The sequence below is a fragment of the Xanthomonas bromi genome (assembly GCF_900092025.1).
Lineage (GTDB): Bacteria > Pseudomonadota > Gammaproteobacteria > Xanthomonadales > Xanthomonadaceae > Xanthomonas > Xanthomonas bromi.
In genome coordinates, this window is the sequence record NZ_FLTX01000051.1 from 18,448 (window position 1) to 43,203 (window position 24,756).

Sequence of the window (24,756 nt, forward strand, 5' to 3'; positions counted from 1 at the left end):
TTCAACCGTCAGTTGCTGCTCCCGCTTTCAACAAAGCAGCCCGCGAACTGCCTGGTGAGGGCACCGCACTCGATTCACCACGCTTTAAACCGCTGTTATCTGCTGTCCACGCGAGATGCGTGCGCAGCAGCGCACCTCAGCGTGCTTCTAGGCACGCTCGGTCGGGCACAGAGCGCTCAGCGCAGCGTCTTGATGGTCAGATCCAGTGCGTCCTGGCCCTTTTCCTTCTGCAGCAGGCGCGCCGGGACCGGAAGATCCTTGACCACCCACGCGATCAATTCCTTGTCGCCGTCCACGCGCGACACCTTGGTCGCCTGTTCCTGCTTGCCGTTGACGGTGATGGTTTCCTTGCCGACCACCTTGTAGCTCATCGGCTTGATGCGGCCTTCGTCCACCATGCGGTAGTTCAGCGGCTTGCCGGCGGCCAGATCGCGCGTGATCGCCAGGTTGATCAGCAGCGCATCCATGTCGCCGGGTTGCAGTTTCACCGGGCCGCGGCGGTCTGGCTTGATATCACCGCCCCAGGTCGCCTGGCTGGTTTTCCAGTCGTAGTTGGCGGTGACGTTACGGCGCTTGACCATCATCGACGAGGTGTCGTTGCTGCTCACCGGGCGCAGCCGGCCATTGGCTTCTTCGAACACCGTGCTCTGGGTCAGGTTGGCCAGCTGGTTCTGGATGGTGAGCGTGTAGCGCCACTGATTGGCGCCCGCAGCGGCCAGGGTCATGGTGCCGTTGGCCTGCATGCCCATGTAGTTGGCCGAGTAGTCGGCCTGGAATGGCTGCATGGCGAACGCTGGCAGGCTGACCACGGCCAATGCGGCGGCAATGATGGCGCTGGGACGGGAGAAGGTTTTCATCGGTCAGGCTCCTTGGTATTCGACCAGGCGCAGATCGACCTGATCCTCACCTTTATCACGTTGGAGGATGCGCACCGGAGTCGGAACCCCGTTGGCGATCCAGAGGATGGTTTCGTTGTCGCCGCCGTTGACGCGGTACACGCGTAATGCGTCGTAGCTCAGATCGCCCACCTGCACCCCTTCGGTGGCATCGGCAGCGCGGTAGTCGTATTTACGCACCTTGCCCACATCGACATAGCGATAGCTCAGGCTGCGCCCGGGTTGCGCATCGCGCATCAGCGACAGATTCAGCGACAACGCGCTCTGGTCGCCGTGCTGCAGCGGGATCGGCTGCTGCCGCTCTTTCTTCAGGTCGCCGTCCCATTGCGCGGTGCCGGCTTGCCAGTTGTAGACGCCAGTGACCTTCTTGCCGAAGAACACCGCCTTGCGCACCGTGCTCTGGCTCAGCGGCACATACGTGTCGCCATCCACACGGAACACCGTGCTCTGTTCCAGGTTCAGGCCCAGGATGCTGGCGAAGCCCTTGCGGCCACGCACCGACATGTCGATGCGCCACTGGCTACCTTCGCCGTGGCTCACTTGCATGGTGGCATCGCCGGCCTCCTTGCCACGGTAGAACGCCTGATAGGTGGCCACGAACGGCTCCAGCGGTGGCGGCGTCCAAGTGCTTGCGGACAGGGCGGCTGCGGATGCTGGCGCAGTGGCCGGAGCAGGCGCAGCGGGTGACGGCGCGGCAGGTGTCTGCTGCGCACGGCCAGTGCCAGCCTGGCTGAGCAGGGCGACGGTCAGCAGCGCGGCGGCGATCGGGATGACGTTCATGCGCTGGTAGCGAGCACGGAGGCCGCAAGGATGTCCGAGACGGGATGAGGGGGATGTATCCGCATTCAGGTCAATGCGATGTCATCGGACTCTAGTCGCAGTGGTGTAAACAGGCACTGACCGTCGAGGTGGACGGCGTCGCCGTGGATCTGTACGCGGCCTGCGGCGAGCAGCTCCAGGGTGGCCAGCAGGAGCGGATGTTCGCGCGCCAGCACGCGCGCGGCCAACTGCTCGGCGTTGTCGCCGGGCAGGACCGGCACGCGGGCCTGTGCGATCACGCTGCCGGCATCCAGCTCAGGCACCACCAGATGCACACTGGCACCATGCTCGGCATCGCCGGCTTCCAGTGCGCGCGCGTGGGTGTGCAGGCCACGGTATTTGGGCAGCAGCGACGGATGGATGTTGAGCATGCGCCCGGCGAAGCGGCGCACCAACGCCTCGCCCAGGATGCGCATGTAGCCCGCGCAGACCACCCAATCCGGCTGCACGGCCGCGATCGCATCGCCGAGTGCGGCATCGAACGCAGCACGATCGGCGAAATCGCGCGGGCTGGCGCTCCAGCGACGCGCCGGCCCGACCTTCTGCAGCGCCGCTGCCTGCGATCGATCGGAAAACACCCCGACCACCTCGGCAGGCAGGCGCCCGCTGGCGATCGCATCCAGGATGGCCTGCAGGTTGCTGCCGCGCCCGGACGCCAGCACGGCCAGGCGTAGGCGGGCGTCAGGTGCGTGCATTGAATCGTGTCCTCACCGCAGGATAGGCCGCCAGGCTGCCGAGGGTGGCCAGCAGCATGTCGGTATGTGCGTCCCAGATGTCGCCCTGCTGGCCGTTGTAGGCTTCGGCGGCCTGTGGCGACAGCAATAGCGCGATGCCCCATTCGAACCATTCGTACACCAGGCTGACGCACATGATGGTCATCACTGTCAGCGCGAAAGCGTGCCGAAGCATCAGGCGTGGCCACCGCTGCATCGCCAGCTGCGCAATGGCTGGCGGGAAGCACAGCCCGAACAGAAGATGGATCAGCCGGTCGAAATGATTGCGCGTCCAGCCGAAGCTGGCATTGGGCGACCACTGCAGCCACTGCCGGCTCCAGCTGTCATAGGGCACGTTGGAATACAGCCAGCGTGCGCCAAGGCAGTGCATGCCGATGAACACGCAGATGGCCACGAATGCGCCAGTGCCCAGTGGCCAGCGACAGTCGACGCCCCACACAAGCGCAAGCAGCCCCAGCACCGTCAACGAACTAGGCAGCGCCTGTTCCACTGGCCACAGCGGTGTGATCCAGCTCACCGAAAAGACCGCGACCGTGATGAGCAATGCCGCCAGCTTGGGACGGCGCAACGCGGGTGTGCTCACGTCGATCTCAGGCGGCGGGTGCAGCGACGCCGAACAACGCCTTGACCTGCGGGCGCAGCAGCGTCACCAGCTTGAACACGCCAAGCACGGTGCCGAACGGCATGAATGAGCAGGAGATGCCGGCCACGATCAGGCACAACAGATGCCGCCTGCGCTGGGCGATGCAACGGCCGGCATAGGCGATAAATCCCGCCAACGTCAGGCCGCAACAGATGACCGCTGCCGCGAACACCACGAAAAACCAGCCGAACCAGCGCGGTCCATCGGCGGCGCGTCGGGGCTGGTGTTCTCCATGGGCAGATGGCCAGTCACGATGGCAAGGCCCATGAACAGGTGGATCAACGGGAATAACGAAAACAGCCCGGTGATGCCGGACAGCACGTAGTGGAAGATCGACAGCAGCTTGAGCTGCTGCAGATCTTCGGCGCTTGCAGCGGTAGCGGAAGGGGCGGCGACCGGGGGCGCATCCATGCAGGTCTTCTCTCAGCCGATCCGCACGCGTTCGGCGCCCTGCGCGCTGACCACCTGGCCAATACGCCAGTGCGCCAGCGATTGCGCATCCAGCGCCTGCTCCAGCGCGGCGGCCTGCTCGGGCGATGCGATCAGCACGAAGCCGATGCCGCAGTTGAAGGTGCGCCACATTTCGGCATCGGCCACCGCGCCTTCGCGCTGCAGCCAGGCGAAGATCGGCGGCAGCGTCCAGGCGGTGGCGTCGATGTCCAGACCCAGCCCGTCGGGTATCACCCGAATGATGTTCTCGGTGAGGCCACCGCCAGTGATATGCGCCATGGCATGGATCGCCTCGCCGTGCGACTTCAGCAGCGCCAACACCGGTTTGACGTAGAGCGCGGTCGGCGCCATCAGCGCATCGATCAACGTGGTGCCGTCGTCCAGCACATGCTCGGCCGGCGCGCCGGCACGTTCGTAGATCTTGCGGATCAGCGAGTAGCCGTTGGAGTGCGGGCCCGAGGACGCAATGCCGATCAACACGTCGCCTTTGCGTACCTGCGCGCCGTCCAGCAGCTGCGATTTTTCCACCGCACCCACGGTGAAGCCGGCCAGGTCGTATTCGCCCGGCGGATACATGTCGGGCATTTCGGCGGTTTCGCCGCCGATCAGTGCGCAACCTGAGAGCTCGCAGCCACGCGCGATGCCGCCGACCACCGCCGCAGCGGTGTCCACATCCAGCTTGCCGGTGGCGAAATAATCCAGAAAGAACAACGGCTCGGCGCCTTGCACCAGCACGTCGTTCACGCACATGCCGACCAGATCGATGCCGATGGTGTCGTGGCGGCCCAACTGCTGGGCCAGCTTGAGCTTGGTACCCACGCCGTCGGTGCCGGAGACCAGCACCGGCTCCTTGTACTTGCCCGACAGGTCGAACAGCGCACCGAATCCACCCAGACCGCCCATCACCTCCGGCCGGAAGCTGCGCTTGACCAGCGGCTTGATGCGTTCGACCAACGCATTGCCGGCGTCGATGTCGACACCCGCATCGCGATAGGTCATGGGCGAGGGGCTGGAAGGCGTTTGGCTGGTCACGGGCGGGGGTGGCTCTGCAGTAAAGGCGGCGATTTTAGCAGCCACGTTGGCGCTAGCGCCCCATTCGGGCAACAATTCACCCGGATACGCTTATGTCATGGAACCGTCGATGCGCCGCAGTCTCGCTTTCTTTCTCGCCCTCGTGGTCGCAATGCCCGTCACCCCGGCCTTTGCGCAGGCAGATCTGCGCACCGAAGGCGACGTTGCCAAGGCGCAAAGTGCCTACGACGCCGAAGTGCCGGTCAACAGCCAGGGCGAATCCGATCGCCCCGGCGCACTGGCACGCGCGCTGGGCGCGGTGCTGGGCAAGGTCTCCGGCGACCGCGGGGTGATGAGCCGCCCTGGCGTGCCACAGGCGCTGCGCAATGCGCCCAACTACGTCGAACACTACGACTACCGCCAGGATCAGGGGACCTCGCGCACCGGTGCGCCGACGTTCCGCACCACCCTGGTTGCACGTTTCCGGCAATCGGATGTGGATGGCCTGATCGCCGCGCTGGGCCTGCCGGTGTGGCCGTTGCCGCGTCCCAAGCCGGTGCTGTGGCTGGCCATCGATGACGGCAGCGGCCCGCGTTTGGTCGGGGTGACCCAGGCCAATGCAGCGCGCAGCGTGCTGGACCGTGCCACCGAGCGCGGCTACCGGCTCGGGCTGCCGAGCGGCGCAGCCGCCGAGCAGGCGCTGGCTGGTGCGATCTGGCGCAAGGACACCGCCGCGGTATCGCGCGCATCGGCCAAATACAGCCCGCCGATGCAGTTGATCGGCAAGCTCTACCGCAACGCCGCGGGCTGGACGGCCGATTGGGTGTTCGTGGACAACGGCAATGTGCTCTCCAGCTGGACCAGCACCGACGGCGATGCCCGCCGCGCAATGGCCGCCGGTGCCGATGGCGCCGCCGATGCGTTGGTCAAGCGTTATGCCAAGCGGGTGGATTCGGGCGTGCCCGGTGTTTACCGCGTGGTCATCACCGGCATCAGCAGCGCCGACGATTACCTGCGCGTGTCGGCCGCGCTGCAGGGCGTCTCGGTGGTACGCAGCATCCGCCCGGTCAGCGCCAATGGCGACCGCATGGAAATGAATCTGGATTTGCTCACGGGCATTTCCGGCCTCAACCGTATGCTCGGGGACAACAGTCCGCTGGTCTCGGTCTCGGTACCCACCGAAGGCCCGATCATTCTCGAAAACGAGCACGCCGAGTACCGCCTGAAATGACCTTGACTCCCGAAGCCGAAATTGCCCAGTTCCTGCGTCGCCTGAAATGGGCGGCGGTGATTGTCGGTGTGTTGTGGGTGGTCTCGCTGCTGGCGCCGATCCTGACCCCGTTCGTGTTGGCGCTATTTCTGGCGTGGCTGGGCGATCCGCTGGTGGACCGGATCGAACGCGCCGGGCGCTCGCGCAATATCGCGGTGGTCCTGGTCTTCGTGCTGGCAACGCTGCTAGTCGTGTTGGCCTTGATGATTCTGGTGCCGATGATCGAACGCCAGATCATGACCCTGATCGATGCGCTGCCGCAGATGCGGACCTGGGCGATCAGCACCGCCATCCCATGGCTGGAAGCCAAGACCGGTGTAGAGCTGATGGGCTGGCTGGACCCGGAGCGGCTGATCGACTGGATCCGCAGCCATTGGGAACAGGCTGGCGGCGTCGCCAAGACCTTCTTCGGCTACGTGCAGCGCTCGGGCTTTGCGATGGTGACCTGGGTGATCAACCTGGCGCTGCTGCCGATCCTGGCGTTCTATTTCCTGCGCGACTGGGACCGGCTGGTGGAGCGGGTGGCAGCGGTCGTCCCGCGCGCCTACATCGCGACCGTGAGCCGGCTGGCGCTGGAATCCAACGATGTGCTGGGCGGCTTCATCCGCGGCCAGTTCCTGGTGATGCTGGCGCTGGGCGCCATCTATGCCACAGGCCTGTCCATCATCGGGCTCAATCTGGGCCTGTTGATCGGCATCATCGCCGGCCTGATCGGCTTCATTCCGTATCTGGGCGCCACCACCGGCATCGTGTTCGCCTTGCTGGCTGCCGTGGTGCAGGCGCAGGGTTTCGACCTGAAGCTGCTGATTGGCGTCGGCGTGGTGTTCACCGTCGGCCAGTTGCTGGAGAGCTACGTGCTCACGCCGCGCATCGTCGGCGACAAGATCGGCCTGCATCCGGTGGCGGTGATCTTTGCGGTGATGGCCGGCGGCCAGTTGTTCGGCTTCCTCGGCATGTTGCTGGCATTGCCGGTGGCGGCGGTGGCCAATGTGCTGCTGCGCTATGCGCATGAGCAGTACACGCGCAGCGATTTGTATGCGGGCGAGCGCGCTGGCATCGTGCTGCGGTCCACGATCGAGGGTAGCGTGATCGTCGAGCCCAGCAAGGACGCAGATCGGTTGTGAGCGTCCCGCAGTTGCCGTTGGCGTTGCGCGCGCCACCCGATCAGCGTTTCGAAAGTTACATCGCTGCGCCCGATGGCCTGCTTGCGCAATTGCAGGCGCTGGCGGCGGGGCAGGTAAGCGATTGGCTGTATCTGGCTGGCCCCGCCGGTACCGGCAAGACGCATCTGGCATTGTCCCTGTGCGCCGCCGCCGAGCAGGCCGGGCGCACGCCTGCGTATCTGCCGCTGCAGGCGGCCGCCGGCCGTTTGCGCGATGCGCTCGAAGCGCTGGAAGGCCGCAGCCTGGTGGCGTTGGATGGCGTGGAAAGCATCGCCGGCCGGCGTGACGACGAAGTGGCGTTGTTCGATTTCCACAACCGCGCGCGCGCGGCCGGCATCACGCTGATGTATACCGCACGGCAGATGCCCGACGGGCTGGCGTTGGTGTTGCCGGACCTGCGTTCGCGGCTGTCGCAATGCATCCGGATCGGCTTGCCGGTACTCGACGATGCCGCACGCGCGGCGGTGTTGCGCGACCGCGCGCAGCGTCGCGGTCTGGCCCTGGACGATCCCGCGATCGACTGGTTGCTGACCCATAGCGAGCGCGAACTGGCCGGGCTGGTGGCGTTGCTGGATCGTCTGGATCGCGAATCGCTGGCCGCAAAACGCCGCATCACGGTGCCGTTTCTCCGGCGTGTGCTTGAGGATCGCGGCGCATAATCTAGGGCTTCCTTGCCTGCCCACCATCGCAGGACACGCTGCAAGTACGTCCATGTAAGCTCTTATGCGGCGTCCATGCTGCAACGGTTGGCGGGCAAGGGCGAGTCGAGATGGTCGGTGCGTGGTGGCGAGCGGTGCACGCGATGCGGCTTGCCGATAAAAGTGCGGTCTGATCAGCTTCTTTCGTCCGAGCGATGTCATTGCCAGTCCGGACATCACCATCCGTCGGCGAGGATGCATGCGGCAAGCAGGTTGCAACCAGCGAGCCAGCGCTCGAAAGGTTTTTGTTGCTGCGTTTGATCAAGCGCGTTGCAGCAGCGAGGCTGCGATCACCCGCCGTAGCGCCCTAACTGGGCATCCAGCTCCGCCAGCCGCTGCGGCGTGCCGACATCGGTCCAGTGCCCGGTATGGTGGATGCCCTCGACCAGGCCTGCCGCCATCTGCGCGCGAAGGATCGGCGCCAACGCAAACCGCGGCGCCTTGCCGTTGTGCTCCGGTAATTGGCCGATGACCGTTTGCCAATCCTGCAGCAGTGCCGGCCGATACATGCCGATGCCGGAATAGGTGAGCGTCGCGGGCAGGTCTGCGCGCACCCTGCCATCCAAATCCAGCGTGAAGTCTGCGCGCGCTGCATAGCTGGGGCGATCGACCAACACCAGCTGCGCCAGCCCCGCTGGTGCGTGCGACAGGCGGGCAAAATCGAAATCGGTCCAGATGTCGCCATTGACCAGCAGAAACGGCGCGTCGCCCAGCAGTGGCAGCGCATGTAACATGCCGCCGCCGGTTTCCAGCGGCGTCTCACCTTCGTACGAATAGGTCAGGCGAAGACCGAACGCGCTGCCGTCGCCCAACACCTGCGGGAACCGCTCGGCCAGCCATGAGGTGTTGATCACCACCTCGTCCACGCCCAGCGCAGCCAACTTGCGCAGATGCCACACGATCAACGGCGTGCCACCGACCGACAGCAGCGGCTTGGGCGTGTGCTCTGTCAGCGGGCGCATGCGCTCGCCGAATCCTGCGGCAAAGATCAGCGCCTTCATGCCGTGGCCTGCTGCGCGCGTGCCGCAAGCGCGGGCTTGATCACCTCGTCCAGCAAGCCGATCAGCGGCGCAAGCTCGGCATAACGGGGCAGTACGTCGTCCAGATACGCGATGAAGCGCGGCACGTTATCCAGATACCAATGCTTGCCATCGCGATGGCTCAGGCGCGAGAAGATGCCCAGATTCTTCAGATGCCGCTGCACGCCCATCCAGTTCGCATCGCGCAGGAATTGGCGCAATGGCGGCACCGGCAATCCCGCTGCAACAGCACGCGCGTGGTAGCGCTGCAGCCAGCCGTCTACCCGAGCGATCGGCCAACTCACCGAGGTATCCTTGAACAGGCTGATCGGGTCGTAGGCGATCGGGCCGATGACGCAGTCCTGGAAATCCAGCACCGCTGGGCCATCGGGCACCGGCATCAGATTGCGCGGCATGAAATCACGATGCGTGAACACCCGCGGCTGGGCCAGCGCGTTATCCATCAAACGGCGCTGCACCAATTGCAACTGCTCGGCATGGGCGCACGCCAACTGCACGCCCAGGTGGCGACCTAGAAACCATTCTTCGAATAGACCGGCATCGCGTTGCAGCAGCGCCTCGCCGAACACGCCGCTATCGGCAGGTGGTGGGATGTGTTGCAGCAACAGCAACTGGCTGATCGCGCCCTCCAACAGGTCGTCGGCGTTGGCGTCGGTCAGTGCCTGTGCCAGCGTCGGCACGCCCAGGTCCTCCAGCAGCAAAAAACCGTTTTCCAGGTCCTTGGCCAGCACCTGCGGCACGCGGACCCCATGTGCGCCCAACAGCGCATGCATGCGCAACCATGGCGCAACGTTTTCCAGCTGTGGTGGCGCATCCATCACGATGCGATCCACACCGTGCCCTTGCGTGCGCCAATAACTGCGAAACCCCGCATCGACCGACGCGCGCTGCAGCGACGCCTGGGGATCGTCGAGCGCTTGTCGCGCCCAGTGCAGGCGAAGCGCGTCGCGCGGTGTATCCGGATGAAGTGACGTCATGGATCGGGTGGGCGTAATGAAGTCATGGAAAAACAGAGCAGACGCGTGGGAAGGCGCTCAGCGCTTGCTGCCGCTGAACAACCGTAGCAACGCCAGGATGGCAATCGCCCCGAGCAGCGCGCCAAGGAAACCGGCCGGCTCGCCCGCGCGGTACCACCCCATGTAACGGCCGAACCAGCTGGCGACCACGGCACCGGCAATGCCCAGCACGATCGTCAGCAAACAGCCCAGACGCTGCGTACCTGGCGTAATGAACCGCGCCAGCAGCCCGACCACAAAGCCGACCAGCAGAATGTAGAGCCAGCTGTCGCTACCAAACAGATGATTCATCGCAGCACCGAAGATGGACGGGATCGGCAGACTAGCATTTTGTATGCCGCCGCCTCGCGCACCGGGCGGCAGAGCGAGGGCGCCGATGCATTGCCTTCAGAAAGGCATGGTCATCGGCTCCGGCTGCCGAGCGCTCCTGGTTTCGGCAAGTCACTCCTGGAGACATCGCCTTCCCATCAGATAAGGCGTCTTTCAATGAAAGAAATCCCTGCGGAAAAACGTCGCAGATGGAGTGCACGCGAAAGTACCAGCGCTGCGTCGGGAGAATGATCAACAAGCGCTCCCCGAAAAGCAGCGAGTGCTGGACCCGCTCTTATTCAGGAGAGGGGGAGAGTACGAGGTGAAGCGACGCATGAAGCCTGTCAGCCATGTTGCACAGCGAGCTCGGGCACCAACCAGCTATTCAAACAATCCATCTAAGCCATCCACGCACCCGCGCGAATCCTACTCAATGCAATCCTGCCGCCCATCGACCAATGCGCGCCAGCGGCGCGCATCGAGTAAACCGCGAACTCAACAGCAGCCATGTCCGCCATGACGAGTGCCGCTGTCGGCCGCCACCGGCGAGCCGCTGGTCTCGCCGCGCAGGCAGGCGGCGTGATGGTCGGCAATCACCTTGGAGACGCAGGCAGTCACGCGCTTGCCCATCGGGATGTGCAGGAACTCGTTCGGCCCGTGCGCATTGGAATGCGGTCCCAGCACGCCGGTGATCATGAACTGCGCGCCGGGGAATTTCTCGCCCAGCATGCCCATGAACGGAATCGAGCCGCCTTCACCCATGTACATCGCCGGCTTGGCGAAGAACGCCTGGCTGGCGTCATCGATGGCCTTTGCCAGCCACGGTGCCATCGCCGGCGCATTCCAGCCGGATGAGGCTTTTTCCAGTTCCAGCGTTACCTGTGCGCCGCTGGGTGGGTCGCGTAGCAATGCCGCCTTGAGCAACTCGCCGCAGGCCTTGCCATCGGCGGTCGGCGGCAGGCGCAGCGATAGCTTCACCGCCGTCTGCGGGCGCAGCACGTTGCCGGCCGACGCCAGTGGCGGCAGGCCGTCCGCACCGGTAATCGACAGCGCCGGGCGCCAGGTCCGGTTCAACACCAGCTCGGTCAGATCCTCATGCATCGGCAGCAGGCCATCGACCATCGGAAACTTGTCGAAGATGGCGGTATCCAGCGTGGCTGCGGCGGCCTTGGCCTGGGTCAGCCGCTCGGCGGGCACCTCCACATGCAGGCCGTCCAGCAAGATGCGGCCGGTGGTTTCGTCTTCGATGCGCGACAAAAGCTGGCGCAGCAGGCGAAAGCTTGAGGGCACCACGCCCGAGGCATCGCCCGAGTGCACGCCTTCTTCCAATACCTTCACGGTCAGGTTGCCGCCGGTGAGCCCGCGCAGCGACGTCGTGCACCACAGCTGCTCGTAATTGCCGCAGCCCGAGTCCAGACACACCACCAGCGACGGCTTGCCGATGCGCTCAGCCAGATGGTCCACATAGGCCGGCAGATCGTAGCTGCCGGATTCTTCGCAGGCCTCGATCAGCACCACGCAGCGCGCATGCGGCAGGCCCTGGGTGCGCAGCGCCAGAATCGCGGCCAGCGACCCGAAGATCGCGTAGCCGTCGTCGGCGCCACCACGCCCGTACAACTTGTCGTCGCGCAACACCGGTTCCCACGGGCCGAGGTCGGCATCCCAGCCGGTCATCTCCGGCTGCTTGTCCAGATGGCCGTATAGCAGCACAGTGTCGTCGCCCGATTCGGTGCCGGTGGCCGGAATTTCGATGAAGATCAGCGGCGTGCGGCCTTCCAGGCACACCACCTCGACCTGCATGCCGTCGATGACCTGCGCGCGCGCCCAGGTCTCCATCAACACGACCGCCTGTTCCATGTAGCCATGGGCCACCCAGTCGGCGTCGAACATTGGCGACTTGTTGGGAATGCGGATGTAATCGACCAGCTGCGGGACGATCTCGCGATCCCAGGTGTCGCTGATGAATTGGTCGATCTTGGCGCTGTCCATGAAGGCTCCGAATGCGTCACGTAATGAAACATTCTACGCCTGCGTTAGGGGGTAGGTATTTCCCTACAGAGCGGCGCGCAGTTCACCTGCTGTGTGAAAAGTTCGTTGGCGATAGGATTGCTGCATGTGGCGCGGGACACTGGCTCCGCCGGCAGGAATGCTGGCTAGGACCATCACCCAAGCCACAAGGAGCGTTGCAATGAAGTCATTTACCGTAGTCCTGAAGTCCCTGCTACTGGCGTTGCTGTTGTCCTCGAATGCGTACGCGCTTGAAAAGGTCGATATCAACACCGCGTCTGCTGAGGAATTGGACAAGGTGCTGACGAATGTCGGGCGATCAAAAGCCGAGGCAATCGTCGAGCACCGTCAGGCAAACGGTCCCTTCAAAAGTGCCGAGGAACTGGCACTGGTCAAGGGCATCGGACTCAAGACGGTCGAACGGAATCGCGACCTGATCGAAGTGGGGGCCACGATGGCGCCCGCCAAGAAGGCTGCCAAGGGGGCGGCGGTGAAACCGGTGGGACGGCGTTAAGGGGAAGGGATCCGAGATACGGTTCGACGCGAGGATGCGTGGCCGCAACCTAACTGGACAGGATGTCCGGGGGATGGCTGGAAGCCGACAAGGACGTGGAATCGCCCGGTGTTGCACTTGGATGTGCAGCCGGGCGTTTTTCGTTTGGGCGGATCTGAGCCGGACGCAGCGCAAGACTGCCGTCTTGGAAGGTACTGAAAGGCGCACGCCCATGGGCGTAGGAGCAGCCTGCGTAAGTGAAGCGTTGATGCACTGCGTAAGCCTTGGCCCCATGCCGCATGCCCGGATCTTGGGAGTGAACGCTCCAGGCGTCCTGCCTCGGCGAAGCTGTTTTACAAGTAATTTGGTTACCCCCATTGCGGATGAGCAACCCCAGGGTCAGGTGGAAACCAAAATCATTCGGCGAGCGGCGATGCAGTGCTCTTGTGTGAGTCTGGAGGTGTGGGCATATCAATAGGGGGCAAGCTTACCCCCAACCGTTGCCGGACCTTTGCCAGCGCGGCCGTATCGGCTTTGATGAGAAAACGTTCTCCCCGTGCGGACGCCGCCAGATCGGAACTACCGTAGTCAGCCCAGCTGACGTCTAGCCTGCTTACGCCGCATGCGCATCTGGTTGGCTGGGGGCCAGCGATGCTCAGCGTGGTGCCAGGCGCGTCGGGTCCCTTCGGCGCACTTTTCAACTGGAATACGAGCTCGATCACCCAGTTGCCTGGGGGCGGCGACACATGGCGGCTGGCCAACCGGAATCCGGACTGCTCATACGATTCGATGTAGGCGCGTTCCAGCACCCGCATCGACATGCCGAGATGAGGCCACTCTGGGACGATGGGGGCCGACCTTCAGGAGCCTGCTGTAACGTGCCGGCATCAGGCACTTGGGTGACGGAAGGGCGACTTCGCGCGGCGGATGGGTGGTTCATCAATAACCCCAGGGTCAGGGTGGCGATAATAAGCAGGCGACGGGCTTGCACGTGGGGGTCTTCAGTTTCTTGGGACATCTTGCCCCGATAAAGATTTGAATGGCTGCTGCCCGGCGGGGCGGCGGCCATCGCTCAGTCGCGTCGCACTGCCAGGCCTGTCTGCGCAACCAGCAGATCGATCCCCGACACCGCGCCGCCCAGCAGTGCCGCCCATCCAGTGTTCCCCTGGCCCGTCGGGTACGTTCCGGCCGTGGCCGCCCAGTCGATCACGGGCTGGCTGGACGCCCCCAGGTTGACCACGATGTAGCCACCGCCCTGCACGTTTCCGGTGGAGGCCGACGCACCAACGATAATGCTCATCGCATTGTCGCGGGTTCTTCGACACCACCAGGGTGATGCTCGCACTGGTGGTCAGCTTGCCGTCGCTAAGCAACCGTCAACCGGCAACCGGCAACGAAACCGGCGACATGCACGCAGCCTGCACCAGTTCGCGACGGGGTTTAATGCTTCGGGCACAATGCGCCGATGCAGCTGACAGACCTGAGCAGCCGGGTGATTCCGGCCACCGAGTACCGCCGCGAGCGGTGGCGCAATCAATTGGGTTGGACGCGCGAGATCCTGTGTCTGGGTGACGCGGATCAATGGGCACTGCGGCTGTCGATTGCCGAGATCGAGCAGGATGCTGCGTTTTCCGCATTCCCTGGCATCGATCGTGAGCTTGTGCTGCTGCGGGGCAATGGCATGCGTCTGCAGTTCGGCAATGGCAATGGGGATGGCAACGGAGAGGCTGATATCGATCCCGGTATCAGTGCCAATGCCAATTCCCCCGACGCCGAAACCGAAACCATTGCAGCCGCTGCCGCCGGGAAAAGCGGCGGCCCAGACACTCTTGGCGCGGAGAGTATCTGCGAGCGTGCTGGCGTCAGTGGAGCGTGGAGCACTGCCGCCGACGCACGCGCGTGGCCGTGGGCACCGCATCTTGTTGCGAACCCTGCCCGCAGTGGGCATTGCGTCGATTTAATGCCGCCCTATCAACGCGTGCGATTTGCCGGCGAAGATGCGGTGCATGCGGTGCTGCTGGACGGTGCGACCCAGGATTTCAATCTGATGTGGCGACGCGACTTGCTGCAGACCGAGCTGCTGCATCGTCCGCTGGTCGGCACCATGGTGTTTTTCGCAGACCCGGGCAGCGCCTGGGCGATCCACTTGCTTGCCGGTCAGGCGCGTTTCGGGCGCGATAGTGATTTGCCGCCGTTAGTGGCGGGCGATACTGCGTGGCTGAGCGCTGCGGCGCGCACCCGTTATGTGCTCGACGGCGGCGGCGAATTGCTGGCGATCCGCGTGAGTCTGATTGCGGAAACAATCAATCTGCCGGGCATCGCCGGCTGAGTCCTGCCGGTGGCGGGTCGCGCATAGCGGCAGACTCCGCCACGCGCGTCATGCAGGCCGCTCAACCATGCGAGCCGCGCCGCCAATGCAGGCAATGCCAGCCCGTTGCCGAGCCTGGCGCGTGGTACCGCTAGGCTCACGATGCGGCCAGATGCTGTTCGAAAGCAGGGCTCATCGATTCGTGAAGCGCGCCGTTGGTGCGCGACAGGAAGCGCACTGCAAGTTGCGCAGTGCGTGCATAGGCGAGTCCGGCATCGACGCCGAGCACGGTCATTGCCGTGGCCCAGGCATCGGCGTGCATCGCATCGCGTGCGAGCACGGTGACGGCGGCGGGCGCGTGCGGCACCGGGGTGCCGGTGCGCGGGTCGAGGGTGTGCGCATAGCGGATGCCGTCGGCATCGAAGCGGTGCCAGCGATCGCCCGAGGTGGCCACTGCCAGGCCATCCAGCGCGATAACGCGTGCCGGCAATGCCGCGCCGGCGTCTTCGTCGGGTGCGGATTCGACCAGCACGCGCCATGCGCTGCCATCGGGTTTGCGGCCGTATCCGAACAGTTCGCCGCCGACTTCGATCAACGCGCTGGCGACGTCGGCCTGCATGAGCGCGTGGTGCACGCTGTCCACGCTGAATCCCTTGGCAATTCCCGAAAGATCCAGCGCCACGGCACCCGGCTGCAGCACGCGCATGCCGTCCAGATCCAGGCGCTGCCAGCCGCAACGCAAGCTTGCCAGCGCGATCTGCTCGCGCGAGGGTACCCGTCGTCTGCTGGCCGACGCGCCAAAGCCCCACAACTCGACCATCGGGCCGATGGTGGGGTCGAAGGCGCCGCCACTGGCCTGAGCGATGTCCAGCGCTGCGCGCAGCACCGCATGGAACTCGGCAGGCAATGTCTGCCAATGACCAGCCTTGGCACGGTTGTAGCGACTGATATCCGATTCTGCTTCCCAGGTGCTCATCTGCTTGACGACGCGATCCAGTGCGGCCTGGATGCACGCGTGCAACGGAGGCAGGTCGCGCCCGCGCGGCGCCACCAGCTTCACGCTCCAGGTAGTGCCCATGCTGCGGCCGTCCAAGGTGGCGATGTCGCGGTCGGCGGAAGGTGCTGTGGGCATGGCGTGGTCGTAGGGGTGCGTGGAGCAGCAGAATGCAGCAATCGCGCGTTTGCCGCCGCGCCTGGAAGCTAAACATGGCAAAAAGTAGCGATCAGTCGTCAGCGGGGCATGGACGTCGCACGGGAACTGCCGCGAACGGGTGGGACATGCCGCAGCGAGCGGCGGCCACGCGGATCTGGCGCCGAGAGCATGCGCAGCCAGAAGCCGCGGTGTTGCTGGGCACTGACGAGGGGCGTGCCGGTCGGTGTGGACCTGCTGCGTTCATGCCACGTCTGCGGGATGCAGGCCTGCAGCTGCCGTGCAGTCTCCTCGTGCAGCAAGGCGCCCAGGCCTTGATGGCGCGCGCCTTACAGCAATGGGATCGCAGGCAGACTCTGGCTTGCAATAGATGCTTGAAAGTGCCCGCTTAGCGGTCGTCGCGGGTCCAGATGCCGTCGTGTTCGCGCTTGACCGGGAACGTGGGCACGGCGGTGTAGGCGGGCGCGCACAAAGGGCGACCGTCGCGGATATCGAAACGCGCGCTATGCAATTGGCACTCGATGGTGCCGGCGACCGGGTCGAAGCTGCCAGGCGACAATTCGTAGTCTTCGTGGCTGCAGCGGTCTTCCAGTGCGTACAGCACGCCATCGAGATTGAACACGACGATGGGTGCGTCGGTGACTTCGTCCCAGACGGTTTGCATTTCACCAGGCAGCAGTGCGTCGCTGGCGCAGACGAAGGTCCAGGTGTCGCTCACGGCGTCGGCCCGTTCAAGTGTTTTTCCAGCACTTCAAAACGCAGATCCTGGCGCAGCGGAATGCCGAAGCGCTCGTCGCCATACGGGAAGGGTTTGAGGATTCCGGTGCGACGATACCCGCGGCGTTCGTAGAAGGCGATGAGTTCATTGCGCACGTTAATCACTGTCATGCGCATCACCGGCAACTGCCATTCGCTGTGCGCAATGCGCTCGGCCTCGGCCAACAGGGTTTTGCCGAGCCCGCTGCGCTGCAACGATGGATCGACCGCAAACATCCCGAAGTACCCGGCACCATGATCATCGGCGATATGCGCACACGCCTGCAGGCGCCCATCCTGTTCGACCAACAGCACCAGACTGCGCTCGCGCAGGATGTCTTCGCGCAGCACGGCGGGGTCGATACGCGCGCCATCGAGAATATCCGCCTCGGTGGTCCAGCCCGCGCGGCTGCTGTCGCCGCGATAGGCCGAAGTCACCAGCAGGACAAGGGCGGCGATGTCATCGACAGTGGCGATGCGGAAAATAGTGGTCTGCATGCGTGGCAGTTTAGCGGGAATCGGGAATCGGGAATCGGGAATCGGGAATCGGGAAAAGCATTGCCCTGCTCGATGAGCCATGTTTCACGCATTGCACGTCTTGGTGTTCGGGGGGAGCCGCTCTCGATTCTCCATTCCCGATTCCCGATTCAAATCAGCCCAGTAGTCGACGCACCTTCGACAATGCCGCAATAAACCGCTCGATCTCGTCGTGGGTGTTGTAGAACGCCAGGGAAGCGCGGCAGGTGGCGGCCACGTTGTAGTACTGCAGCAGCGGGTGCGCACAATGCTGGCCGGAGCGGACGGCCACGCCTTCCAGGTCGAGCAGGGTAGCCAGGTCGTGCGCGTGGGCGCCTTCGACCAGGAACGACACCACCGCTGCCTTGTCGGGCGTAGTGCCGAAGATGCGCAGGCCGTCGACGCGCTGCAGCTCCTCGGTGAAGTGCGCCAGCAATTCCGCCTCGCGCGCCTCCACGTGCTCCAGGCCGATCGATTCCAGATAATCCACTGCTGCGCCCAGGCCGATGAAGCCGGCGATGTTGGGCGTGCCGGCTTCGAACTTGTGCGGGGTATCGTTGTAGACGGTGCCTTCGAAGCTGACTTCCTTGATCATCTCGCCGCCGCCCAGAAACGGCGGCATCGCCTGCAGATGTTCGCGGCGTGCCCATAGCGCACCGGTACCGGTGGGGCCGCACATCTTGTGGCCGGTGATGGCGTAGAAATCGCAGCCGATCGCGGCCACGTCGATGCGCCGGTGCGGCGCCGCCTGCGAGCCGTCCACCACGGTGACGATGCCGCGCTTGCGCGCGTCGCGGCAGATCTCGCGCACCGGGTTGACCGTGCCCAGCACGTTGGAGACATGCGTGATCGCCAGCAGTTTGACGTCCGGCGTCATCGCCTTGCGCAGGGCATCCAGATCCAGCGCGCCCTCGGGCGTGATCTCGGCCACGCGAATGCTGGCACCGGTGCGCTGGGCCACCAGTTGCCACGGCACGATGTTGGCGTGGTGCTCCATGCGCGAGATCAGGATCACATCGCCCGGGCCCAGGCGTGGCAGCGCCCACGAGTAAGCCACCAGGTTGATCGCGAACGTGGTGCCGCTGCACAGCACCAGCTCGTCGGCGCGCACGTTGAGAAACCGCGCCAACTTGCTGCGCGCACCTTCGAATGCATCGGTTGCCTTGGTTCCCAGCGCGTGCACCGCACGGCTGACATTGGCGTTCTGCCGGCGATAGAACTCGTCGGTGGCCGCAATCACCTGGAGCGGCTTCTGCCCAGTGTTGGCGTTGTCGAAATAGATCAGCGGCTTGCCGTGCACCTGCCGCATCAGCAGAGGGAAATCCGAGCGCACGCGCGCCCAATCCGGTGCCTCGGTCAGCGGGACGGCGGGGGCATTCATGCCACGCCTGCCGAGGTCAGTGCGCGGTCCAGCCGCAATGCCAGCACCGCACTCAGCGCGGTTGGCAGCACGCGTAGCGGCTCGTGGCAGAAGGCGGCACTGAGCAGGCGTTGCGCTTGCTCTTGCGGCAACCCGCGCGAGCGCAGGTAGAACAACGCGTTGTCGTCAAGCTGACCCACCGTAGCGCCGTGCGCGGCCTGCACTTCGTCGGCATCGATCACCAGCACCGGCTGGGTATCGATTTCGGCATTGGACGACAGCAGCAGATTCTTGTTGGATAGCCGCGCATCGGTGCCGTCGGCGCCCGTGCGAATGCGGATGCCGCCATGGAATACCACGCGGCTGCGATCGGCACCAACACCGCGCCACACCAACTCGCAAGCGGTGTCGCGTGCAATGTGTTCGATGCCCAACCGCGTGTCGACATGCCGGCGGCCGTTGCCGAGCAGCACGCCATTGGCGGTGAGTTGCGCGTTGTCGCCTTCCAGTCGCACGTTGAGCTCGTGCCGCGACAGGCCTGCGCCCAGCTCCAGGTCCACGCGTTGATAGCGCGCGTTGCGTGCAAGTACCGCGTCGGTCCGCAGCAGCGAGGTGGCATGCACGCTGTTGGCCTGCATGCGCGCATGCGAGAGCGCCGCGTCCTGGGCTAGATGCACATGCATCACGCTGTTATCCAGATGCGCCGCATCGCCGACATGCAAATGATGCTCGACAACGTTGAGCGCAGCACCGGCGCGCAATTCGATCAGATGGCGGTGATGCCACGATAGATCGTGCTCGCCGGCGACGCTGACGAACACCAGCTGCAGCGGCAGTTCGATCTGCACACCGTCGCGCACGCGGACCAGCACGCCTTCGTCGGCAAGCGCGGCATTCAGGCGCGCGAAAATTTCGTCGCTGCCGTCGAAACGGCGGCCCAGCAACTGCTGTGCGTCCTCGCTTGCGGCCAGCGACGCAGACAAGGTGTCCAGCTGCACGCCATCCGGCAAGGTGGACAGATCGCTGAGCGCTTCGGACGGGCGGCCATTGACGAAGACCAGACGCGGCGACGGGATGTCGTCCAGCGTGGCGGCATCCACCAGTGTCGGGACAGTAGGCGCGGGCTGGAAGCTGCGCCGTTCCAGCTGGCGCAACGAGGTGTACTTCCAGGCTTCGGCGCGCGGGCCGGGCAAGCCGGTCTGCAGCGCCGCATCGAGCTCGGCGCGGCGTGCGTCATTGCCAGAGAAGCCACGGGCCAGGGAGTCGAGCAGGGCACTCATCAGGCGGCAACCTCGGGCACCACGCGGTCCTTCAGGAAATGGTAGCCGTGTTTTTCCAACTCCAGCGCCAGTTCCGGGCCGCCACTCTGCACGATGCACCCCTCGGCCAGCACATGCACCACGTCCGGCTTGATGTAATCGAGCAGGCGCTGATAGTGGGTGATGATCAGGAACGAACGCTCCGGCGAACGCAATGCGTTGACGCCATCGGCCACGCTCTTGAGCGCATCGATATCCAGGCCCGAATCGGTCTCGTCCAGGATGGCGAGCTTGGGCTCGAGCACGGCCAGCTGGAAGATCTCGTTGCGCTTTTTTTCGCCGCCGGAGAAACCTTCGTTGACGCCGCGATGTAATAGCTCGTCCTTCAAATGCAGCACGGCCAGCTTTTGCCGCACCAGCTTGAGGAACTGCATCGAATCCAGTTCTTCTTCGCCACGCGCCTTGCGTTGGGCGTTCAGCGCGGCGCGCAGGAAATAGGTGTTGTTGACGCCGGGGATTTCCACCGGGTACTGGAATGCCAAAAACAGGCCAGCGGCGGCGCGTTCTTCCGGCGGCAGATCGAGCAACTCCTTGCCGTCGAATTGCACGCTGTCTGCGCTGACCTCATAGCCATCGCGGCCTGCCAGTACATTGCCCAGCGTGGATTTACCCGCGCCATTGGGACCCATGATGGCGTGCACCTGGCCGGGCTGGATATCCAGCGACAGGCCCTTGAGGATGTCTTTGCCGGCGATGCTGGCGTGGAGGTTGGAGATATTGAGCATGGGAATAGGGAATCGAGAATAGAGAATGGGTAATGCGAGATGGCGGCGCGGCAAGGAGCAGAAAAGAGAACCGACACCGATTCTCCATTCCCTACTCCCGATTCCGTCGGCGTCAGCCGACCGAGCCTTCCAACGAGACTTCCAGCAGCTTCTTGGCTTCCACGGCGAACTCCATCGGCAGTTCGCGGAACACCTGTTTGCAGAAGCCGTCGACGATCAACGACACCGCATCTTCCTGGCTGATGCCGCGTGCGCGGCAATAGAACAGCTGGTCGTCGCTGATCTTGGAGGTGGTGGCCTCGTGCTCGACGGTGGCGCCGGGATTCTTCACCTCGATATAGGGGAAGGTGTGCGCGCCGCACTGCTTGCCGATCAACAGCGAATCGCACTGGGTGTAATTGCGCGCGCCATCGGCGTTGCGGTCCACCTTGACCAGGCCGCGATAGGTGTTCTGGCCACGCCCGGCGCTGATGCCCTTGCTGACGATCTTGCTCTTGGTGCGTTTGCCGATATGGATCATCTTGGTGCCGGTGTCGGCCTGCTGACGATGGTGGGTCAGCGCCACCGAATGGAACTCGCCCACCGAGTCGTCGCCGATCAACACGCACGACGGGTACTTCCAGGTGATGGCAGAACCGGTTTCGACCTGGGTCCAGGTCACCTTGCTGCGTGCGCCGCGGCATTCGGCACGCTTGGTGACGAAGTTGTAGATGCCGCCGCGGCCTTCTTCATCGCCGGGGTACCAGTTCTGCACGGTCGAATACTTGATTTCGGCATCTTCCAGCGTCACCAGTTCCACCACCGCGGCATGCAGCTGGTTTTCGTCGCGCATCGGCGCGGTGCAGCCTTCCAGGTACGACACGTAGGCCTTGTCCTCGCACACGATCAATGTGCGCTCGAACTGCCCGGTGTGGCCGGCATTGATGCGGAAATAGGTGCTCAGTTCCATCGGGCAACGCACGCCCTTGGGAATGAACACGAAGCTGCCGTCGGAGAACACCGCCGAGTTGAGAGCGGCGAAGTAATTGTCGCCCACCGGCACCACGCTGCCCAGGTACCGCTTGACGATCTCCGGGTGCTCCTTGATGGCCTCGGACATCGAGCAGAAGATCACGCCCTTTTCGGCCAGTTCCTTGCGGAACGTGGTACCGACCGAGACCGAATCGAACACCGCATCCACCGCCACGCCGGCCAGCCGGGCGCGCTCGTGCAGCGGCACGCCGAGTTTGTCGTAGGTATCCAGCAATTCCTTGGGAACATCGTCCAGCGAGGCGTACTTCGGACCCTTCGGTGCGGAGTAATAGCTCAGCGCCTGGAAATCGATCGGCGAAATCTGCAGCTTCGCCCACTCCGGCATCGGCATCTTCAGCCAATGGCGATACGCCTCAAGACGCCAGTCGGTCATCCATTGCGGTTCGTCCTTCTTGGCCGATAACGCACGAATGACATCTTCGTCCAGACCGGGCGGGAGCGAGTCGGATTCGATCTCGGTGATGAAGCCGGCGTCGTAACGTCGACCCAGCCGTTCGAGGATCTCGGCATTTTGCGGAGGAGCAAGTTCGGTGGCCATTGGGCTGCCTACAGGTCAGGTGGTCGCGACGCGTGCGGCGATGGAACGCCGCCGGGTGTCGCCAGGGAGAGAGAGGGGTTGCAACATCTGTGCAAGCGTGACGCGACGCAAGGCGTCGCTGACCACATCGTTGATCAGGCGCCAGTTCGAACGTACGCCGCAGCGCTGCGCAATGCCGCACTGGCTGTGGTCCTGGCTGCATTCGGTGATCGCTAGCGGGCCTTCCATCGCTTCGACGATCTCCACCAGGGTGATGTCGCTGGGCGCACGTGCAAGGCGGTAGCCGCCGTACACGCCGCGCAAGCCTTCGACCAGGCCTGCTTGCGACAACGGCTTGAGAATCTTGCTGACGGTCGGCGCTTCCAGGCCGGCCTGTTCGGCCAGCTCGCTTGCGCTGAGCACCTGATCGCAGCGTGCCGCCAGGACGGTCAGCACGACGGTGGCGTAATCGGTGAGTTTGGTGACGCGCAACATGGGAAGGCGAAATCCGAAAGCGGACCGAAATTGTACTCTTTACGGCAGGCCAGGGCCAATCGCCTGGTTCAGCCGCCGGCAAGCGTGACCCGTTGCGGCATGAGGTGCGCTCGTGCTTGGCGCATCGGCGCGCTGCGGTCACAATGAGCAGCCCCATCACTGGACCCTTACATGTCGCGCAAAGTTGCCGCCCGCAAGTCACGTATCCACGGCAACGGCATGTTCGCCCTCGCCCCGCTCCGCAAGGGCGAGCGCATCATTCAATACAAGGGGCGCCTGCGCACGCATGCCGAAGTGGATGCCGACGACACCGGCGACGTCGAGAGCGGACACACCTTCCTGTTCACGCTGAGCGACGACTACGTGCTGGATGCCAACTACGAAGGCAATGTCGCGCGCTGGATCAACCACAGTTGCAATCCCAACTGCGAAGCGGTGATCGAAGAAGCCGAGGGCGACGACCGTCGCAAGGACAAGATCTTCATCGAGGCCAAGCGCGACATCAAGGCTGGCGAAGAGCTTACCTACAACTACGGCATCACCCTTGCCGAGCGGCACACGCCGCGCCTGAAGAAGATCTGGGAATGCCGTTGTGGCTCCAAGAATTGCACCGGAACGATGCTGCAACCAAAACGCTGAGCATGCGCGAGGACGGGGCGCACTGACGCCACGCACACATTGGTTCACGGGTGCGCAACGGCGCGCTTCCTAGGGTTCGGGCTTGTTTTTACCAGGAGCCCCACATGTCCTATTCGCTTTCCGGCAAGACCATCGCCGTGCTGGCCACCGATGGCTTCGAGCAATCCGAACTGACCGAGCCGAAGCGCCTGCTGGAATCCTGGGGCGCCAAGGTGCAGGTGATCGCGCCCGGCGACAGCGCGAAGATCCGCGCCTGGAATCACACTGACTGGGGCGATTCGGTCGCCGTCGACCAGCCGCTGGGCCAGGCCACGGCGGAGACCTATGACGCGCCGGTGTTGCCGGGCGGTGTGCTCAATCCCGATACCTTGCGGACCGACGAGCAGGCCATCGCCTTCATTCGCGCATTTTCGACCGCACAGAAACCGGTGGCCGCGATCTGCCACGGGCCATGGTTGCTGCTTGAAAGTGATTTGGTCCGCGACCGCCATGTGACGTCGTGGCCGTCGGTCCGCACCGACCTGATCAATGCCGGCGCGCGCTGGCAGGATGCCGAGGTGGTGGTCGATGGTCAGCTGATCACCAGCCGCAAGCCGGACGACATTCCTGCATTCGCGGCCGCCGTGGCCAAGGCCTTGGCGGCATAGTTTCGTAGAGTCACCGCGTGGATGTGACACAAAAAGCCCGGCGCTGCTGCGTCGGGCTTTTCAATGTGCCGCAGTGCGTCGCCGTCGCCAGTGACGCTGGGAACAAGGCTGGCTTACTTCCCGGACAGCGCTGCCGCCGGCACCATTTGCTCGATGTTCTGGTTGAAATTGACCGCAACCCGCCCGTTCTGGATGCCGACCGATTCCACCTGCACGGCACCCATGACGGAAGCGATTGCCGGATCGATCCGGTAGATCGGTTCCTTGCGTGCGTAGTCGGCCAGCCAGGCATTGAGCAGCTGGCGCGTGTTGTGGTCGAGCTTCGCGCCCGCGTTAGCCGGGCGGAAGTCGTCGATGCTGGGTTGGTCGAGATAAAAGCCTTGCTTGGCCACGTCGTAGCGCAGTGCGCTGGTCAAGGTCACATTGCCGACCGGAGCGGGAGCGCCGCCGGCGGTTGCGACGGCAAGATCGAACGCCATTTTTAGTCGATCGCCGGGCGGCAACGACAGCGCGGGGTTGCTGACCGTCATTGCGACCAGGCCGCCCAGCGCATCGTGCGTCTGCGGGAAGCAGCCACCCAAATATTGCTGAAGGTCGCTGGCCTGCACGCTGATCTGTTTTCCCTGGATCTGCGGCGCGGCCCAGGCGCTGGTGATGGGAAGTGCCAAGGCGAGGGCGAGCATGGATCCGGCAAGCGAACGCAGTTTCATCGAGTGACTCCGGCAACAGGTGAGATCACCTTA

26 protein-coding genes and 1 pseudogene are annotated in these 24,756 nt (G+C 64.3%); 7 read left to right on the forward strand and 20 right to left on the reverse strand.

Translation table 11 applies throughout. The features are described from left to right. Positions 1 to 176: 176 nt before the first annotated feature. The 6 genes and pseudogenes from XBLMG947_RS15865 to purM all read right to left on the reverse strand — a co-directional run bounded on the left by XBLMG947_RS15865 (position 177) and on the right by purM (position 4,649). Entirely contained in the window at positions 177 to 857 is a 681-nt protein-coding gene (locus XBLMG947_RS15865; protein WP_065469597.1) for a DUF3108 domain-containing protein, read from the reverse strand. Positions 858 to 860: 3 nt separating this feature from the next. Then, positions 861 to 1,676, reverse strand: a complete 816-nt coding sequence (locus tag XBLMG947_RS15870) for a DUF3108 domain-containing protein (RefSeq protein WP_065469598.1) — start codon at positions 1,674 to 1,676, stop codon at positions 861 to 863. A gap of 65 nt (positions 1,677 to 1,741) precedes the next feature. Beyond that, a complete protein-coding gene (purN, locus tag XBLMG947_RS15875; protein WP_065469599.1) occupies positions 1,742 to 2,410 on the reverse strand; it encodes a phosphoribosylglycinamide formyltransferase in 669 nt (222 codons plus the stop codon). Further along, positions 2,397 to 3,017, reverse strand: coding sequence for a DUF2238 domain-containing protein (locus tag XBLMG947_RS15880; RefSeq protein ID WP_065469600.1), 621 nt, complete (start codon positions 3,015 to 3,017; stop codon positions 2,397 to 2,399). Before XBLMG947_RS15880 ends, purN begins: the two co-directional genes overlap by 14 nt. Before the next feature lie 22 nt (positions 3,018 to 3,039). Beyond that, positions 3,040 to 3,503 (reverse strand): annotated as a pseudogene (locus XBLMG947_RS15885) (hypothetical protein). Positions 3,504 to 3,515: 12 nt separating this feature from the next. Beyond that, positions 3,516 to 4,649, reverse strand: coding sequence for a phosphoribosylformylglycinamidine cyclo-ligase (purM, locus tag XBLMG947_RS15890; RefSeq protein WP_181093286.1), 1,134 nt, complete (start codon positions 4,647 to 4,649; stop codon positions 3,516 to 3,518). 22 nt (positions 4,650 to 4,671) lie between these two features. On the opposite strand from purM, the gene XBLMG947_RS15895 reads away from it, so the two are divergent. Genes XBLMG947_RS15895 through hda form a run of 3 tightly spaced genes read left to right on the forward strand, consistent with a single transcriptional unit; the run spans position 4,672 to position 7,645 of the window. Beyond that, complete coding sequence (locus tag XBLMG947_RS15895) at positions 4,672 to 5,784, forward strand: DUF2066 domain-containing protein (protein WP_065469602.1); 1,113 nt, start codon at positions 4,672 to 4,674, stop codon at positions 5,782 to 5,784. After that, positions 5,781 to 6,947 carry an AI-2E family transporter gene (locus tag XBLMG947_RS15900; protein WP_065469603.1) on the forward strand — a complete coding sequence of 389 codons (1,167 nt, stop codon included), beginning with the start codon at positions 5,781 to 5,783 and terminating at the stop codon, positions 6,945 to 6,947. The genes XBLMG947_RS15895 and XBLMG947_RS15900 overlap by 4 nt, the downstream gene beginning before the upstream one ends. Continuing rightward, positions 6,944 to 7,645: a DnaA regulatory inactivator Hda gene (hda, locus tag XBLMG947_RS15905; protein ID WP_065469604.1), complete on the forward strand. Its 702-nt coding sequence runs from the start codon at positions 6,944 to 6,946 to the stop codon at positions 7,643 to 7,645. The genes XBLMG947_RS15900 and hda overlap by 4 nt, the downstream gene beginning before the upstream one ends. Before the next feature lie 329 nt (positions 7,646 to 7,974). Here the strand turns inward: hda and murU are convergent, their stop codons facing one another. The 4 genes from murU to XBLMG947_RS15925 form a co-directional block, all read right to left on the reverse strand. Further along, positions 7,975 to 8,685: an N-acetylmuramate alpha-1-phosphate uridylyltransferase MurU gene (gene murU, locus XBLMG947_RS15910; protein ID WP_065469605.1), complete on the reverse strand. Its 711-nt coding sequence runs from the start codon at positions 8,683 to 8,685 to the stop codon at positions 7,975 to 7,977. Next, positions 8,682 to 9,701 (reverse strand): aminoglycoside phosphotransferase family protein, encoded by a 1,020-nt coding sequence (locus tag XBLMG947_RS15915; protein WP_065469606.1) that lies wholly within the window; start codon positions 9,699 to 9,701, stop codon positions 8,682 to 8,684. Before XBLMG947_RS15915 ends, murU begins: the two co-directional genes overlap by 4 nt. 57 nt (positions 9,702 to 9,758) lie before the next feature. Further along, a complete protein-coding gene (locus XBLMG947_RS15920; RefSeq protein WP_005913344.1) occupies positions 9,759 to 10,031 on the reverse strand; it encodes a GlsB/YeaQ/YmgE family stress response membrane protein in 273 nt (90 codons plus the stop codon). A 513-nt stretch (positions 10,032 to 10,544) separates the two neighbouring features. After that, positions 10,545 to 12,038 (reverse strand): M20 family metallopeptidase, encoded by a 1,494-nt coding sequence (locus tag XBLMG947_RS15925; protein WP_065469607.1) that lies wholly within the window; start codon positions 12,036 to 12,038, stop codon positions 10,545 to 10,547. Positions 12,039 to 12,195: 157 nt separating this feature from the next. Between XBLMG947_RS15925 and XBLMG947_RS15930 the strand changes: the two genes are divergently transcribed. Further along, positions 12,196 to 12,570 (forward strand): ComEA family DNA-binding protein, encoded by a 375-nt coding sequence (locus XBLMG947_RS15930; RefSeq protein ID WP_005993268.1) that lies wholly within the window; start codon positions 12,196 to 12,198, stop codon positions 12,568 to 12,570. Between the two features lie 1,051 nt (positions 12,571 to 13,621). Here XBLMG947_RS15930 and XBLMG947_RS15935 read toward each other — a convergent pair. Beyond that, entirely contained in the window at positions 13,622 to 13,849 is a 228-nt protein-coding gene (locus XBLMG947_RS15935) for a hypothetical protein (RefSeq protein WP_065469608.1), read from the reverse strand. 165 nt (positions 13,850 to 14,014) lie between these two features. On the opposite strand from XBLMG947_RS15935, the gene XBLMG947_RS15940 reads away from it, so the two are divergent. Beyond that, complete coding sequence (locus tag XBLMG947_RS15940; RefSeq protein ID WP_065469609.1) at positions 14,015 to 14,878, forward strand: HutD/Ves family protein; 864 nt, start codon at positions 14,015 to 14,017, stop codon at positions 14,876 to 14,878. A gap of 136 nt (positions 14,879 to 15,014) precedes the next feature. Here XBLMG947_RS15940 and XBLMG947_RS15945 read toward each other — a convergent pair whose 3' ends face one another. From XBLMG947_RS15945 to XBLMG947_RS15980, 8 genes are all read right to left on the reverse strand, one after another. Next, positions 15,015 to 15,989: an FAD:protein FMN transferase gene (locus tag XBLMG947_RS15945; RefSeq protein ID WP_065469610.1), complete on the reverse strand. Its 975-nt coding sequence runs from the start codon at positions 15,987 to 15,989 to the stop codon at positions 15,015 to 15,017. Positions 15,990 to 16,395: 406 nt separating this feature from the next. Further along, entirely contained in the window at positions 16,396 to 16,725 is a 330-nt protein-coding gene (locus tag XBLMG947_RS15950; RefSeq protein WP_065469611.1) for a non-heme iron oxygenase ferredoxin subunit, read from the reverse strand. Continuing rightward, positions 16,722 to 17,261 carry a GNAT family N-acetyltransferase gene (locus XBLMG947_RS15955; protein WP_065469612.1) on the reverse strand — a complete coding sequence of 180 codons (540 nt, stop codon included), beginning with the start codon at positions 17,259 to 17,261 and terminating at the stop codon, positions 16,722 to 16,724. The genes XBLMG947_RS15950 and XBLMG947_RS15955 overlap by 4 nt, the downstream gene beginning before the upstream one ends. Before the next feature lie 154 nt (positions 17,262 to 17,415). After that, the gene (locus tag XBLMG947_RS15960) at positions 17,416 to 18,660 is read right to left on the reverse strand and encodes a cysteine desulfurase (RefSeq protein ID WP_065469613.1); all 1,245 of its coding nucleotides are present in this window, start codon (positions 18,658 to 18,660) and stop codon (positions 17,416 to 17,418) included. Beyond that, positions 18,657 to 19,919 carry a Fe-S cluster assembly protein SufD gene (gene sufD, locus XBLMG947_RS15965; protein ID WP_065469614.1) on the reverse strand — a complete coding sequence of 421 codons (1,263 nt, stop codon included), beginning with the start codon at positions 19,917 to 19,919 and terminating at the stop codon, positions 18,657 to 18,659. Before sufD ends, XBLMG947_RS15960 begins: the two co-directional genes overlap by 4 nt. After that, a complete protein-coding gene (gene sufC, locus XBLMG947_RS15970; protein WP_065469615.1) occupies positions 19,919 to 20,683 on the reverse strand; it encodes a Fe-S cluster assembly ATPase SufC in 765 nt (254 codons plus the stop codon). The genes sufD and sufC overlap by 1 nt, the downstream gene beginning before the upstream one ends. Before the next feature lie 112 nt (positions 20,684 to 20,795). Then, positions 20,796 to 22,253, reverse strand: coding sequence for a Fe-S cluster assembly protein SufB (sufB, locus tag XBLMG947_RS15975; protein ID WP_065469616.1), 1,458 nt, complete (start codon positions 22,251 to 22,253; stop codon positions 20,796 to 20,798). A 15-nt stretch (positions 22,254 to 22,268) separates the two neighbouring features. After that, complete coding sequence (locus XBLMG947_RS15980; RefSeq protein ID WP_065469617.1) at positions 22,269 to 22,727, reverse strand: SUF system Fe-S cluster assembly regulator; 459 nt, start codon at positions 22,725 to 22,727, stop codon at positions 22,269 to 22,271. Positions 22,728 to 22,898: 171 nt separating this feature from the next. Here XBLMG947_RS15980 and XBLMG947_RS15985 point away from each other — a divergent pair, with 171 nt between their 5' ends. Further along, complete coding sequence (locus tag XBLMG947_RS15985; RefSeq protein ID WP_065469618.1) at positions 22,899 to 23,366, forward strand: SET domain-containing protein; 468 nt, start codon at positions 22,899 to 22,901, stop codon at positions 23,364 to 23,366. A 104-nt stretch (positions 23,367 to 23,470) separates the two neighbouring features. Next, complete coding sequence (locus tag XBLMG947_RS15990) at positions 23,471 to 24,013, forward strand: type 1 glutamine amidotransferase domain-containing protein (protein WP_065469619.1); 543 nt, start codon at positions 23,471 to 23,473, stop codon at positions 24,011 to 24,013. A gap of 113 nt (positions 24,014 to 24,126) precedes the next feature. On the opposite strand, the gene XBLMG947_RS15995 is transcribed toward XBLMG947_RS15990, so the two are convergent. Beyond that, on the reverse strand, positions 24,127 to 24,723 hold the full coding sequence (locus tag XBLMG947_RS15995) for a YceB family lipoprotein (RefSeq protein ID WP_065469620.1): 597 nt from the start codon (positions 24,721 to 24,723) through the stop codon (positions 24,127 to 24,129). Positions 24,724 to 24,756: the final 33 nt, after the last annotated feature.

Bases quoted from the DNA above. Each gene is read 5' to 3' on its own strand.
- sufB (WP_065469616.1), bottom strand. From the start codon at position 22,253: ATGGCCACCGAACTTGCTCCTCCGCAAAATGCCGAGATCCTCGAACGG.
- sufD (WP_065469614.1), bottom strand. From the start codon at position 19,919: ATGAGTGCCCTGCTCGACTCCCTGGCCCGTGGCTTCTCTGGCAATGAC.
- XBLMG947_RS15865 (WP_065469597.1), bottom strand. From the start codon at position 857: ATGAAAACCTTCTCCCGTCCCAGCGCCATCATTGCCGCCGCATTGGCC.
- XBLMG947_RS15915 (WP_065469606.1), bottom strand. From the start codon at position 9,701: ATGACGTCACTTCATCCGGATACACCGCGCGACGCGCTTCGCCTGCAC.
- purN (WP_065469599.1), bottom strand. From the start codon at position 2,410: ATGCACGCACCTGACGCCCGCCTACGCCTGGCCGTGCTGGCGTCCGGG.
- XBLMG947_RS15895 (WP_065469602.1), top strand. From the start codon at position 4,672: ATGGAACCGTCGATGCGCCGCAGTCTCGCTTTCTTTCTCGCCCTCGTG.
- XBLMG947_RS15995 (WP_065469620.1), bottom strand. From the start codon at position 24,723: ATGAAACTGCGTTCGCTTGCCGGATCCATGCTCGCCCTCGCCTTGGCA.
- XBLMG947_RS15925 (WP_065469607.1), bottom strand. From the start codon at position 12,038: ATGGACAGCGCCAAGATCGACCAATTCATCAGCGACACCTGGGATCGC.
- sufC (WP_065469615.1), bottom strand. From the start codon at position 20,683: ATGCTCAATATCTCCAACCTCCACGCCAGCATCGCCGGCAAAGACATC.
- XBLMG947_RS15955 (WP_065469612.1), bottom strand. From the start codon at position 17,261: ATGCAGACCACTATTTTCCGCATCGCCACTGTCGATGACATCGCCGCC.
- XBLMG947_RS15935 (WP_065469608.1), bottom strand. From the start codon at position 13,849: ATGAGCATTATCGTTGGTGCGTCGGCCTCCACCGGAAACGTGCAGGGC.
- XBLMG947_RS15870 (WP_065469598.1), bottom strand. From the start codon at position 1,676: ATGAACGTCATCCCGATCGCCGCCGCGCTGCTGACCGTCGCCCTGCTC.
- XBLMG947_RS15930 (WP_005993268.1), top strand. From the start codon at position 12,196: ATGCTGGCTAGGACCATCACCCAAGCCACAAGGAGCGTTGCAATGAAG.
- XBLMG947_RS15980 (WP_065469617.1), bottom strand. From the start codon at position 22,727: ATGTTGCGCGTCACCAAACTCACCGATTACGCCACCGTCGTGCTGACC.
- XBLMG947_RS15960 (WP_065469613.1), bottom strand. From the start codon at position 18,660: ATGAATGCCCCCGCCGTCCCGCTGACCGAGGCACCGGATTGGGCGCGC.
- XBLMG947_RS15985 (WP_065469618.1), top strand. From the start codon at position 22,899: ATGTCGCGCAAAGTTGCCGCCCGCAAGTCACGTATCCACGGCAACGGC.
- XBLMG947_RS15940 (WP_065469609.1), top strand. From the start codon at position 14,015: ATGCAGCTGACAGACCTGAGCAGCCGGGTGATTCCGGCCACCGAGTAC.
- XBLMG947_RS15920 (WP_005913344.1), bottom strand. From the start codon at position 10,031: ATGAATCATCTGTTTGGTAGCGACAGCTGGCTCTACATTCTGCTGGTC.
- XBLMG947_RS15990 (WP_065469619.1), top strand. From the start codon at position 23,471: ATGTCCTATTCGCTTTCCGGCAAGACCATCGCCGTGCTGGCCACCGAT.
- murU (WP_065469605.1), bottom strand. From the start codon at position 8,685: ATGAAGGCGCTGATCTTTGCCGCAGGATTCGGCGAGCGCATGCGCCCG.
- XBLMG947_RS15945 (WP_065469610.1), bottom strand. From the start codon at position 15,989: ATGCCCACAGCACCTTCCGCCGACCGCGACATCGCCACCTTGGACGGC.
- XBLMG947_RS15900 (WP_065469603.1), top strand. From the start codon at position 5,781: ATGACCTTGACTCCCGAAGCCGAAATTGCCCAGTTCCTGCGTCGCCTG.